Annotated in this window: 10 protein-coding genes and 1 pseudogene; all 11 read left to right on the plus strand. The window is 63.7% G+C overall.

Features of this window, described 5'->3' with window-relative positions; translation table 11 throughout:
* Positions 1 to 709 (plus strand): annotated as a pseudogene (asd, locus tag I5W_RS15295) (aspartate-semialdehyde dehydrogenase); the annotation flags it as partial.
* Positions 710 to 1,167: 458 nt separating this feature from the next.
* Positions 1,168 to 3,852 carry a FimV/HubP family polar landmark protein gene (locus I5W_RS15300; protein WP_044529871.1) on the plus strand — a complete coding sequence of 895 codons (2,685 nt, stop codon included), beginning with the start codon at positions 1,168 to 1,170 and terminating at the stop codon, positions 3,850 to 3,852.
* A gap of 170 nt (positions 3,853 to 4,022) precedes the next feature.
* Positions 4,023 to 4,919 (plus strand): tRNA pseudouridine synthase A, encoded by an 897-nt coding sequence (locus I5W_RS15305; protein ID WP_044529872.1) that lies wholly within the window; start codon positions 4,023 to 4,025, stop codon positions 4,917 to 4,919.
* Between the two features lie 31 nt (positions 4,920 to 4,950).
* Positions 4,951 to 5,619, plus strand: a complete 669-nt coding sequence (locus I5W_RS15310; protein ID WP_044529876.1) for a phosphoribosylanthranilate isomerase — start codon at positions 4,951 to 4,953, stop codon at positions 5,617 to 5,619.
* 31 nt (positions 5,620 to 5,650) lie between these two features.
* On the plus strand, positions 5,651 to 6,910 hold the full coding sequence (gene trpB / locus I5W_RS15315; protein WP_044529873.1) for a tryptophan synthase subunit beta: 1,260 nt from the start codon (positions 5,651 to 5,653) through the stop codon (positions 6,908 to 6,910).
* Between the two features lie 76 nt (positions 6,911 to 6,986).
* On the plus strand, positions 6,987 to 7,784 hold the full coding sequence (gene trpA / locus I5W_RS15320) for a tryptophan synthase subunit alpha (RefSeq protein ID WP_017452959.1): 798 nt from the start codon (positions 6,987 to 6,989) through the stop codon (positions 7,782 to 7,784).
* Positions 7,785 to 7,974: 190 nt separating this feature from the next.
* Entirely contained in the window at positions 7,975 to 8,844 is an 870-nt protein-coding gene (gene accD / locus I5W_RS15325) for an acetyl-CoA carboxylase, carboxyltransferase subunit beta (protein WP_017452958.1), read from the plus strand.
* 108 nt (positions 8,845 to 8,952) lie between these two features.
* Positions 8,953 to 10,266, plus strand: coding sequence for a bifunctional tetrahydrofolate synthase/dihydrofolate synthase (gene folC, locus I5W_RS15330; protein WP_017452957.1), 1,314 nt, complete (start codon positions 8,953 to 8,955; stop codon positions 10,264 to 10,266).
* Between the two features lie 105 nt (positions 10,267 to 10,371).
* Positions 10,372 to 11,352, plus strand: a complete 981-nt coding sequence (locus tag I5W_RS15335) for an SPOR domain-containing protein (RefSeq protein WP_044529874.1) — start codon at positions 10,372 to 10,374, stop codon at positions 11,350 to 11,352.
* A 34-nt stretch (positions 11,353 to 11,386) separates the two neighbouring features.
* Positions 11,387 to 11,887 carry a CvpA family protein gene (locus I5W_RS15340; RefSeq protein WP_017452955.1) on the plus strand — a complete coding sequence of 167 codons (501 nt, stop codon included), beginning with the start codon at positions 11,387 to 11,389 and terminating at the stop codon, positions 11,885 to 11,887.
* Positions 11,888 to 11,970: 83 nt separating this feature from the next.
* On the plus strand, positions 11,971 to 13,119 hold a 1,149-nt coding region (gene purF, locus I5W_RS15345), incomplete at its 3' end, for an amidophosphoribosyltransferase (RefSeq protein WP_044529875.1).

Genomic DNA, 13,119 nt, shown 5'->3' on the forward strand with positions numbered 1-13,119 from the left:
GCACCAATTCCATCCTGCTGATGGGCGTGGGCGGTCTGTCAAGGAAGGTCTGGTCGAGTGGGTCAGCTCCATGACCTACCAGGCAGCCTCGGGCGGCGGTGCCAACCACATGCGCGAACTGTTGAAGGGCATGGGCGTGATCAACGCCGCCGTGGCTGAAGAACTGGCCACCCCGTCCTCGGCCATCCTGGACATCGACCGCAAGGTTGCCAAGACCATCCGCGAAGACGTGCCGACCGAGTTCTTTGGTGCGCCCCTGGCCGGTGGCCTGATCCCCTGGATCGACGCCCAGCTGGAAAACGGCCAGTCCAAGGAAGAGTGGAAGGGCCAGGCTGAAGTCAACAAGATCCTGGGTAACGAGCAGATCATTCCAGTCGATGGCCTGTGCGTGCGCATCGGCGCCATGCGCTGCCACAGCCTGGCGCTGACCATCAAGCTGAAACGCGACCTGCCCTTGGCCGAGATCGAGTCCATCATCCGTGCCGGCAACCAGTGGGTGAAGTGGGTTCCGAATGACCGTGCCATCACGGTCAAGGAACTGACCCCGGCGTCCATTACCGGTGGCCTGGAAATCGGCGTGGGCCGCGTGCGCAAGCTCAACCAGGGCCCGGAATACATCTCCGCCTTCGTCATCGGCGACCAGCTGCTGTGGGGCGCGGCCGAGCCGCTGCGCCGCATGTTGCGCATCATCCTGGGCAACCTGGCGTGATGGTGACGGCCGGATGTTGTCCGGCCAGCAACACTGCTGTGATGCTGCAATGCGAATAAGGCTTGCCTATCCCGTTGTCAGTCTGCAACAATAACCCGCCAGCTTCCACCCAGGTGGAAGCTGGCGGGTTTTTCTCATCTTGAGAAAGTAAGTACACTTGCGGGTGTAAGTTCTTGATGATAAGTTGAAAAGCCCATTCATTTCATGAAAACCAACATGCGGCAGTGCGCTGCTTGGCACTTGCTGGATTTGATGAAATGGATCTGCGCTTCGGTCTGCTGCCTGCCAGAACAGGATTCATAACAGCCAGGCAGCAAGACAGGAGTGGCGCCGGCCGGATCACAGGCCGCGCGGCACCTGCCCCATTCACGGAGTTTCACGGCATTGCACGGCTAGCGCCGGGTTCAACGCCAGCGTGACGGGTTTCAAGCGGAACGTTTCTCTAAGCCAACGACAACATGCCTGTGAATACTAACAAGAAGCTTCCCCGGTCCCAGATGAAGAACCTGAGCGCTGCCATCGCCTTGACGCTGGCCTTGCCGCTGGGTGCGCACGCCGCCGGGCTGGGCAAGCTCACCGTGCTCTCCGCCTTGGGGCAGCCGCTGCGCGCCGAGATCGAAGTGACTTCGGTGAGCGCCGAGGAAGCCGGCAAGCTCACGGCCCGCCTGGCCCCGGCCGAGGCCTTCCGCCGTGCCAACATGGATTACAACCCGGTGTTGAGTTCGCTGTCCTTCGTGATCGAACAGCGCCAGGGGCGGCATTTCATCCGCATCAGTTCCTCCCAGCCGGTCAGCGATCCCTTCGTCGACCTGTTGCTGGAGTTGAGCGCGGGCGAGGCGCGCCAGATGCGTGAATACACCTTCCTGCTCGATCCGGCAGACAGCAAGGCGCCGCGCAACGCCCAGGTGGCACCGCTGACGCCGGGCAATGCGCCGGCCGCGTCTACGCCTGCGGCGGCCCCGGCAGCGGCTCCAGCTACGCCGGCTGCTGTTGCACCGGCAGCCGAACCCGCTCCCGCCGCAGCCCCTGCTGCCGCGCCAGCCGCACCGGTTGCGGCCACCACGCCGGCACCGGCTGCCACACCAGCGGCCCCCGCGGCCCCCGCTCCCAGCAGCGCCCCGATCCCGATCAGCGGTGAAGAGCCGGCGGCCAGCATCGTGCAGCGTCCCGCTCCCTCGGCCCTGGCTGAAGAACTGATCCGCCGCCAGCAGGCTTCTCCTGAGAACACCCCGGCCTCGGCCAGCCCCGATGCCGTGGCCGCCTCGGGCAGCGTCAAGCCGGCAGCTGCGGCACCCGCGGCCAGTGCTGCGGCGCCGACCGGCAAGAGCGGTGAATATCGCGTCAAGCCGGGCGATACCCTGGCCGGGATCGCCACCCGCAACCAGCCGGCCAACGTCTCGCTAGACCAGATGTTGATTGCGCTGTATCGCGCCAACCCGGATGCTTTCCAGGGCAACAACATCAACCGCCTGCGCGCCGGCAAGATCCTGGCCATTCCCGACCAGCCCAGCGCCGCTGCGGTGGACCGCGACGAAGCGCGCAGCATGGTGGTGGCCCAGGCCCAGGATTTCAACGCCTATCGCAACAAGCTGGCCGGCCAGGTCGCCAATGCGCCTGCCGGCAAGCCGGGTAGCAGCCGCCACAGCGGCGGCGGCAAGATCACCACCCGAGTGGAAGAGCGGGGCGGCAACCAGGAAGCTCGCGACCGCCTGGAACTCTCGCGCGCCAACAAGGGCCGTGGCAGGACTGGCAACACCGGTACCGCCGCCGAGGACAAGGCCGCCAGCGAACGCGCCCTGGCCGAGGCCAATGATCGCGTCAAGGACCTGGAAAAGAACGTCGACAACCTCCAGAAGCTGCTGGAGCTGAAGAACAAGACCATCGCCGAGATGAGCGCCCAGCAGCAGAAGCCGGCCGATGCGGCCAAGCCTGCTGTGGTTGCCAGCGACAAGCCGGCCGACAGCAGCGCGGCCAAGGCCGAGGATCAGCCAGCCCCGGCCCCGGTTGCGGCCGCCACGCCCGCGCCTGCGGTCAGCCCCAAGCCGGCCGGCAAGTCTGGTGGCAGCTTCCTCGACAAGGTCAAGGAAAACCCCTACATCGTCGCCGGCGCCGGCGTACTGGTGGCCTTGCTGGCCGCCGGTGGTGGTGTGCTGGCCATGCGCCGTCGCAAGAAAAAGACCGAAGATGGCCCGACCGAACCCACCATCGAGCCAGAGCCTGCCCCCGCACCTGCTCCTGAACCTGCGGCTGCCGCCGTCGCTGAACCCGCACCGGCCCCTGAACCGGTAGTCGAAGCGCCCGCGGTGGAAGCGCCTGCGGTTGAGCCGGTGGTGGCTGCCGCTCCGGTGGAGGAAGCCCCGGTCGATCCGATTGCCGAAGCCGACATGTACATCGCCTACGGCCGCGACGAGCAGGCCGAGGACATCCTCAAGCTGGCCTTGCAGACCCAACCCGAGCGTCAGGCCCTGCATTCCAAGCTGCTGGAGATCTATGCCAAGCGCGGTGATGTGGCCAATTTCAACCGGGTGGCGCTGAATCTGCACGCCTTGAGCGGCGGCCTCAACGAAGCCTGGGTCAAGGCTGCGGCGCTGGGCCTGGAGCTCGATCCGACCAATCCGCTCTACGGTGGGACTCCCGCCGAGCCGGAGCCGGTGGTGGCCGAAGAACCCGGCATGGAATTCGACCTGTCCGACTTCAAGGGCGCCGAACTGCAGCCCGAACCCGTGGCCACCGCCGCGGCTGCGGCCGCCCCGATGGATCTGGGCAAGGACATCGATTTCGACCTGGACCTGGAAAACGGCGCCAAGCCCGATGCCAGCGAGCCCATCCTGCCGGCTTCCAGTGGCGCGACCTCGGCCTCCATGCTGCTTGATAGCATGGATGACGTGCCGGCGGCCACCAGCCTGTCGGACCTGGACCTGAGCCTGCCGGAAGAGAGCACTGCGCCTTCGGCCACCAACCTGCTGGAGGAGGATGAAGAATCCGCCTTCGAACAGGAAATGACCACCAAGCTCGACCTGGCCGCCGCCTATGAAGAAATCGGCGACAAGGAAGGCGCCCGCGAATTGCTGGAAGAAGTCATGCGCGGCGGCAACGATGCCCAGATCGCCCGTGCCAAACAGATGATGGCTGCGCTGGGCTGACGCAGCGCTGCACCCTGGGGGGGCGATTACAATAGCCTGATCTCGCGGGCAGCTCGCATGAGCTGCCCGTTCGTTTTTATTGTGCCGCCAGACGGTGGTGTGCGAGCTGTATGAAGATTTATGCACACCTCTACCGGAAAATGGGCCGTTGCGGCAGGTAGTGAACATCCATGACTGAACTTTCTTCCCCAATTGACGGCCTGCGCCGCGTGGTGCTGGGCGTGCAATACGATGGCGCCAGCTGGCAAGGCTGGCAGACCCAGCCGCACCGCCAGACCGTGCAGGACCAGCTGGAAGCGGCCCTGCAACGCTTCAGCACCACCAGCATCGCCACCACCTGCGCCGGCCGTACCGATTCCGGCGTTCATGCGCTGGAACAGGTGGTGCATTTCGATACCGCCATCGCCCGCGACCGTTTTTCCTGGGTGCGCGGCACCAATGCCTTCCTGCCGCCCACCATCGCGGTGCGCTGGGCCTGCGAACTGCCCTGGGTGGATGATGCCGCCATTGCCGGCGCCCAGGCCGCCGAACTGCACGGGGCCGAGCGGGAAGGGGCCGAAAGCCTGGCGCAGTTCGGTTTCCACGCGCGCTTTTCGGCCATCGCCCGCACCTATCACTATGTGCTCTACAACCATGCGGTACGCTCGCCGCTGCTGGCAGGCAAGGCCGGCTGGACCTTCCGCCCGCTGGATGCAGACCGGATGCACCGGGCCGCGCAATACCTGATTGGTGAACATGACTTCACCAGCTTCCGCGCCGTCGAATGCCAGGCCAAGTCCCCGGTGCGCAAGATGGAAAGCATTGCCGTGCGCCGGCATGGCGATATGATCGTTTTTACCTTGAAGGCCAACGCCTTCCTGCATCACATGGTGCGCAACATCGTCGGCTCGCTGGTGGTGGTGGGCAGCGGCAAGCAGGAGCCGGAATGGATGGGCCAGGTGCTGGCCCTGCGTGACCGCAGCCGCGCCGCGCCGACCTTCATGCCGGATGGCCTGTACCTGGCGCGGGTGGATTATCCCGATGCCTGGGCGCTGCCGCAGGAAATGCGTTCCTGGCCTTGGCTATAGCGTAGAAGTTTTCATCCATAGGGCAATGTTCATGAGCTTTCGTACCCGCATCAAGATCTGCGGCCTGACCCGCGAAGAGGACGTGCGCGCCACCGTGGCCGCTGGCGCCGATGCACTGGGCTTGGTCTTTTATCCCAAGAGCCCGCGCTACGTGACGCCGCAGCGCGCTGGTGAGCTGGCTCGGGCGGTGCCGCCGTTCGTCAGCATGGTCGGCCTGTTCGTCAATCCGACCTTGGAAGAGGTGCAGCAGGTGCTGGCTCAGGCGCCGCTGACCGTGTTGCAGTTCCACGGTGACGAAACGCCCGAGCAGTGCGCCGCCATCGCCGCTGCTGTTGTCAGACCCTTCATACGCGCCGCGAGAATAGGAAGTTCGACGCAGCCCGCGGATTTGTTAGAATATGAACAGGCATATCGCTCTGCCAGTCCGTTGTTCACCGGACTGCTGCTCGACACCCTGGTCGAGGAGTATGGCGGCAGCGGAAAGGTTTTCGATTGGTCTCTCATTCCAAAAGAACTCGCGCCTCGGGCCGTTTTGAGTGGTGGCTTGAGCGTACACAACGTCACTGAGGCGGTGGTCGGCGTGCGCCCCTATGCGGTCGATATCAGCAGTGGTGTCGAGGCCGCCAAGGGCATCAAGGATGCCGCCAGGATCAAGGCCTTCATCCAGGCCGTGCGTCTGGCCGACGCTACCCCAGCGTAGCCCCTCCCTTACAGAGTTTCAGAGGAACACCATGAAAGAATTGAATCCCCTCGGCGGTTTCGCCGAGCGTCAAGCCATTCCCGCGGCCGCCCTGCATCAGACGGCCCATTACAACCTGCCCGACGCCCGCGGCCACTTCGGCCCCTATGGCGGCAGCTTCGTGTCCGAAACGCTGACCCTGGCGTTGAACGAGCTGCGCGAGGCCTATGCGCGGTACCAGCACGATGAACAATTCCTCGCTGAATTTCATACCGAACTGAAGCATTTTGTCGGCCGTCCCAGCCCGGTGTACCACGCCAAGCGCTGGTCCGAGCTGGCTGGTGGGGCGCAGATCTACTTCAAGCGCGAAGACCTGAACCACACCGGCGCCCACAAGATCAACAACGTGATCGGCCAGGCGCTCTTGGCCAAGCGCATGGGCAAGAAGCGCATCATCGCCGAGACCGGCGCCGGCCAGCACGGTGTGGCCACCGCCACCATCTGTGCGCGCTTTGGCATGGAATGCATCGTCTATATGGGCAGCGAAGACGTGAAGCGTCAGTTGCAGAACGTCTACCGCATGAACCTGCTGGGCGCCAAGGTGGTGCCGGTCGAATCCGGTTCCAAGACCTTGAAGGATGCGCTCAATGAAGCCATGCGCGACTGGGTCACCAATGTCGAGACCACCTTCTACATCATCGGTACCGTGGCCGGTCCGCATCCGTATCCGATGATGGTGCGCGACTTCCAGTCGGTGATCGGCAACGAGTGTATCCAGCAGATGCCGGAAATCGCTGCGCGCCAGCCTGATTACGTGGTGGCGGCGGTCGGCGGCGGCTCCAATGCCATGGGCATCTTCTATCCGTATATCGACTACCCGGACGTCAAGCTGGTCGGCGTGGAAGCCGCCGGCGATGGCCTGGACACCGGCCGCCACTCGGCCTCGCTGACCCTGGGCTCGCCCGGCGTGCTGCATGGCAACCGCACCTACCTGCTGCAGGATGCCAACGGCCAGATCATCGAGACCCACTCGGTCTCGGCCGGCCTGGATTATCCGGGCGTGGGCCCGGAACACGCCTGGTTGAAGGACAGCGGTCGTGCCAGCTATGCCTGCATCACCGATGATGAGGCATTGGACGCCTTCAATACCTGCTGCCGCATCGAAGGCATCATCCCGGCGCTGGAGTCCAGCCATGCCCTGGCCCATGCGGCCAAGCTGGCGGCCACCTTGCCCAAAGACCAGATCGTGCTGGTGAACCTGTCCGGCCGAGGTGACAAGGATATGCATACCGTGCAACAGCGCCAGGGCTGATCCTGGATCTGGCCCGCATAGGTCGGCTGGTGCAGGCGCACCAGCCGGTCGGTTCGACAAAATACTTCATATCATCATGTCCAGAATCCAGACCACCTTTTCCCGACTGGCCGAGCACAAGCGCAAGGCCCTGATTACCTTTATCACCGCTGGCGATCCGGCCCCTGAGTTGACCGTGCCGCTGCTGCACGCGCTGGTGGCCGGTGGCGTCGATATCCTCGAACTGGGCGTGCCGTTCTCCGACCCCATGGCCGAAGGCCCGGTGATCCAGCGCGCCTGCGAGCGTGCGCTCAAGTTCGGCATCAGCACCCATGACGTGCTGGGCTATGTGCGTGAATTCCGCAAGACCAACAGCCACACCCCCATCGTGCTGATGGGCTATGCCAACCCGATCGAGCGTTTTGGCGTGGATGCCTTCATCGCGGCGGCCAGCGAAGCCGGCGTGGATGGCACCATCGTGGTGGACTATCCCCCCGAGGAATGTGAAGAATTCGCCCAGAAGATGCAGGCCCAGGGCATGGACCCGATCTTCCTGCTGGCGCCGACCTCATCGGAAGAACGCATCCGCCAGGTGGCCGCCGTCAGCAGCGGTTTCTGCTATTACGTTTCACTCAAGGGCGTCACCGGCGCCGGCCATATCGACACCGCCGAAGTGGCCGAGCGCATCGCCGCCATCCGCCAGCATGTGAAGCTGCCCATCGCAGTGGGCTTCGGCATCCGTGATGGCGCTACCGCCCGCACGGTCGGCAGCGTGGCCGATGCGGTGGTGATCGGCAGCCGCATCATCGCCGAGCTGGAAAATACGCCCCAGGACCAGGCCTGCGACGCGGTGCAAGCCTTCGTCACCGACATTCGCCAGGCGCTCGACGCCTGAGCACCCTGATCCCCGCCCGCCAGGGCAGGGGGCGCAAGCCTGCGGCGTCGGTCGCAGGCTTGTTTTTTTGATACGGCGCAAGCCGGCAGTGTGCATCTTCTTGCCTGCTGGAAAGCATGACCGTGCTTTACGTCCGTCGCCGGTCGGCTCTGGTACAATGCGCGCCACCGGAAAAATCTATGAGGTCTCTATGAGCTGGCTTGAGAAGTTACTGCCACCCCAGATTCAACGCGGTTCCACCAGCCGCAAAGCCATCCCGGAAGGTTTGTGGGTCAAGTGCCCCTCCTGCGAAGCGGTGCTCTACCGTACCGACCTGGAATCCAATCTGCATGTCTGCCCCAAGTGCAGCCATCACATGCGCATCCGCGCCCGCGCTCGTCTGGATGCCCTGCTCGACGAAGGCGGCCGCTATGAGATCGGCCAGGAAGCCCTGCCGGTCGATACCCTGAAGTTCAAGGACAGCAAGAAGTACCCGGATCGTCTGAAGGACGCCATGGAATCCACCGGCGAAACCGATGCCATGGTGGTCATGGGCGGCGCCATCATGACCCTGCCGGTCGTGGTGGCCTGCTTCGAGTTCGAATTCATGGGCGGTTCCATGGGTTCGGTGGTGGGCGAGCGCTTCGTGCGCGGCGCCCAGGCCGCCCTGGAACAGAAGGTCCCCTTCATCTGCATCACCGCCACGGGCGGCGCGCGGATGCAGGAAGGCCTGCTGTCCTTGATGCAGATGGCCAAGACCACCGCCATGCTGACCAAGCTGGCAGAAAAGAAGCTGCCCTTCATCAGCGTGCTGACCGACCCCACCATGGGTGGCGTGTCGGCCTCGTTTGCCTTCATGGGCGACGTGGTGATGGCCGAACCCCGTGCCCTGATCGGCTTTGCCGGCCCGCGCGTGATCGAGAACACGGTGCGCGAGAAGCTGCCCGAAGGCTTCCAGCGTGCTGAATTCCTGGTCACCAAGGGCGCCATCGACATGATCGTCGACCGTCGCAAGATGCGCGAGGAAATCGCCCATCTGCTGGCCCTGTTGCAGAACCAGGCGGCCGAAACGGTTTCCTGATCAGCGCTATACTTCAGGCCCGGATTTGCAGAAGTGCAATTCCGGGCCTTGTTTTTTCGTAATCCGTAATTCGTGTATGTGCAGTAGCTTCACCCACCGAGACGCGCCATGACTTCCCAAGCCTCCCCGACTCCCGCCACCTTGAACGAATGGCTGGCCCTGCTGGAACAACGCCATTTCAAGCAGATCGATATGGGCCTGGAGCGTGTGCTGGCGGTCAAGCAAAAGCTCGACATCCGTTTCGACTGCCCGGTCATCATGGTGGCCGGTACCAATGGCAAGGGCTCGACCTGCGCCATGCTGGAGTCCATCCTTTCGCGCGCCGGTTACCGCGTGGGCCTGTATATCAAGCCGCATTTCCTGCACTTCAATGAACGTGCCCGCATCAGCGGCGACATGGCCAGCGATGCCCAGTTGATCGCCGCCTTCGAGGCAGTGGAAGCCCAGCGCGGCGAGATCTCGCTGACCTATTTCGAATTCACCACCCTGGCCATCATGAAGCTGTTGGCCGATGCCAAGCAGGATGTGGTGATCCTGGAAGTCGGCCTGGGCGGGCGTCTGGATGCGGTCAATGTGGTCGATGCCGATGTGGCCATCGTCACCAGCATCGATATCGACCATACCGAATACCTGGGCGAGACCCGCGAAGAGATCGGTTTCGAGAAGGCTGGCATCTTCCGTCCCGGCAAGGTGGCGGTGTGCGGCGATCCGCTGCCGCCCAAGTCGCTCATCGCCCACGCCGAGAAGATCGGCGCCGATCTCTGGCTCATGGGCCGCGACTACAACTACCAGGGCGACAAGCAGCAATGGGCCTATGGTGGCCGCGCCATGCGCCGCAATTCGCTGGCCTATCCCAGCCTGCGCGGCGCCAACCAGCTATTGAACGCCTCGGCCGCGCTGGCTGCACTGGAAGCCCTGCGCGAAGTGCTGCCGGTGGGCGCCCAGGAAGTGCGCACGGGGCTGGCCACGGTGGAGTTGCCGGCGCGCTTCCAGGTGCTGCCGGGCCAGCCGCTGGTGATCCTGGATGTGGCGCACAACCCCCATGCGGCGGCTACCCTGGCCCAGAACCTGGACAACATGGGCTTTCATCCCTACACCTATGCAGTCTTCGGTTCCATGCTGGACAAGGATATCGAAGGCGTCATCAGCCACCTCAAGGACAAGATCGACCACTGGTGCGTGACCGATCTGCCGCTGCCGCGCGCGGCCAGCGCGCAACAGCTCAAGGAGACCCTGCTGGGGGCCGGTGTGCAGCCGGAATTCAGGCGGGACGCGGCGCGTAGTATAGAAACCTTCACTTCCCCGGCCCAGGCATATGCAAATGCATTAAGCAGAGCAGGGGAGAATGATAGAATTGTGGTTTTCGGATCCTTCCTGACCGTAGCCGGCGTCATGCAGGCGCGCCGCCCCGGTCGGCACTGATTCCGAACCCGATTTTCGGAGCCGGCCGCCACGCCCGGCGGCGCCAGGACCTGATTGGCCAGGCAGGTTTTCCACGATTTCCCGATCAATTCAAGACGACTCCGCATGGGCTTGTTCTCGCTTTTCCGTAAAAACAAGCAGGACTCTGCTTCTGACCAAGGTACTTTCCGCTCGCGTGCCGACGAGCAATCTTCCGTCATTCGCAGCCGTAACAGCCGCAGCACCGCCAATGGCAGTGGCCGCGCCGCCAGTGGTCGCGCCAAGGCCGGCAAGGATGCGGCCGACCCGCTGCTGCCGGAAAAGAAGCGCGCCCGCCGTCGCCTCATCGGTGCCGTCGCGCTGGCCCTGGCGGTGGTGATCGTGTTGCCGATGATCCTCGATTCCGAGCCCAAGCCCTTGAACGAAGACATCGCCATCCAGATCCCGTCCAAGGACGCACCGGTGGCGGACATGACCCAACCGGGCCGCAGCGATCCCAAGCAGGCCTCGCTGGACCAGAAGGAAGAGATCGTCGAGCCCGCCAGCATCGCCCCGGAACCGGCCAGCCCGACCCCGACACCAGCACCGGCAGCGGCCCAGCCGGAGACGCCGCCGGTGGTGGCAGCGCCCAAGGTGGTCGAGAAGCCGGTGGAGAAGCCGGTCGACAAGCATCAGGAAAAGCCGACCGAGAAGCCGGTCGAAAAGCCGACCGAAAAGCCCGTCGCCAAGACCGAACGCAAGGAAGAACCCAAGAAGGAAGCCGCCAAGCCCAAGGCGCCGGCCGCCACCGATGACGATGCCGCCCGCGCATTGGCGATTCTGGAAGGCAAGTCCGGCGCTGCGGCAGCCCCGGCTGAGAAGAAACCGGCTGCTGCCGGTGGCAAGTTCGTCATCCAGGTGGCCGCGCTGGCGACCCAGGACAAGGTCAATGAATTGCGTAACAAGTTGAGTGCCGCCGGCATCCATTCGTACACGCAAAAGATCGCCACCCAGGCCGGAGACCGCACGCGCATTCGCGTCGGCCCCTTCGCCAGCCGTGAAGAAGCCGAACGCATGGGCGGCCGAATCAAGAAGCTGGGCCTGAATGCGACGATTGTTCCTGCTTGAATTTGGCTACAGATAGCCGCATATTGTTGCCATCGTGACGATATTTGACTACTTGGTGCTGCTGATCCTGGCCTGTTCGGTGATCATTGGTACGCTGCGCGGTTTCGTGCGCGAGGTGTTGTCGCTGGCCGGCTGGATCGTGGCGCTGGTGGTGGCCAATACCTATGGCGAGGCCTTGTCGGCGATGTTGCCGGATGTGGTGCCGGGCGAATTGACGCGGCTCATCGTGGCCTTCATTGCCTTGTTCATCGGCACCCGCTTGCTGGTAGCGCTGGTGGCCAAGACCCTGGGTGAGCTGGTCAAGGCCACCGGGCTGGGTTTGCTGGACCGGACCTTGGGCAGTGTGTTCGGCGTGGCGCGTGGTGTGCTGCTGGTGGTGGCGGTGGCCTTGCTGTGCGGCACCACCGAGATTCCGCGCCAGCCGTTCTGGACCCAGGCCCGCTTCAGTCCCTGGGTGGTACAGGCGGCCCAGGCGGTGTTGCCCTACCTGCCGGGCAAGCTGGCTGAGCATGTGAGTTTTTCCACTCCGGTCTGAAGGGCGACCCCGTGGCGGGGTGCATCGGGATCGGGTGGCAGTCGTGGTTCATTTTCGTTTTCGTTTTTCGTTAGGAGTCCACCATGTGTGGCATCGTCGGTATCGTCTCTCATAGTCCCGTCAACCAGATGCTGTATGACGCGCTGCTGCTGCTGCAGCACCGCGGCCAGGATGCGGCGGGGATCGCAACCAATCACGCCAACGGTTTCTCGATGCACAAGGCCAATGGCCTGGTGCGCGACGTCTTCCGTACCCGCAACATGCGCTCGCTGCCCGGCAACACCGGCATCGGCCAGGTGCGCTATCCGACCGCAGGCAGCTCTTCCTCGGAAGAAGAGGCGCAGCCGTTCTACGTCAATGCCCCCTTCGGCATCATCCTGGCGCACAACGGCAACCTGACCAATGCGGAACAGTTGAAGATCGAGATGTTCAAGAACGATCGCCGCCACATCAACACCGATTCCGATACCGAAGTGCTGTTGAACGTGCTGGCCCACGAGATCCAGCAAGCCACCACCGGCTATTCGCTGGACCCGGCCGCGCTCTTCAAGGCGGTGGCCATGGTGCACAAGCGGGTGCGCGGCTCCTACGCCGTGGTGGCGCAGATCGCCGGTTATGGTCTGTTGGGCTTCCGCGATCCGTATGGCATCCGTCCGATGTGCCTGGGCTTCAACGAGAGCGACAAGGGCATCGAATACATGATGGCCAGCGAATCGGTGGCCCTGGAAGGCATGGGCTTCCGCTTCCTGCGCGACGTCAATCCGGGTGAAGCGATCTTCATCGACAACGACGGCAAGCTGTACAACCAGCAATGCGCCGAAAACCCGACCCTGAACCCTTGCGCCTTTGAATACGTCTACCTGGCCCGTCCGGACTCCATCATCGATGGCGCCTCGGTCTACGCCACCCGTCTGAAGATGGGCGAGTTCCTGGCCGAGAAGATCCGCAAGCAGTTCCAGCATGGCGAGATCGACGTGGTCATGCCGATTCCCGATTCCTCGCGTCCGGCTGCCATGGAACTGGCCTTGAAGCTGGGTATCGAGTACCGCGAAGGCTTCATCAAGAACCGCTACATCGGCCGCACCTTCATCATGCCGGGCCAGGCGCTGCGCAAGAAATCGGTGCGCCAGAAGCTCAACGCCATCGGTAGCGAATTCAAGGGCAAGAACGTGCTGCTGGTGGATGATTCCATCGTGCGTGGCACCACCAGCCGGAAATCGTGCAGATGCGCG

The sequence above is a fragment of the Herbaspirillum sp. B65 genome (assembly GCF_000333555.1).
GTDB classification, from domain to species: domain Bacteria; phylum Pseudomonadota; class Gammaproteobacteria; order Burkholderiales; family Burkholderiaceae_D; genus Herbaspirillum; species Herbaspirillum rubrisubalbicans.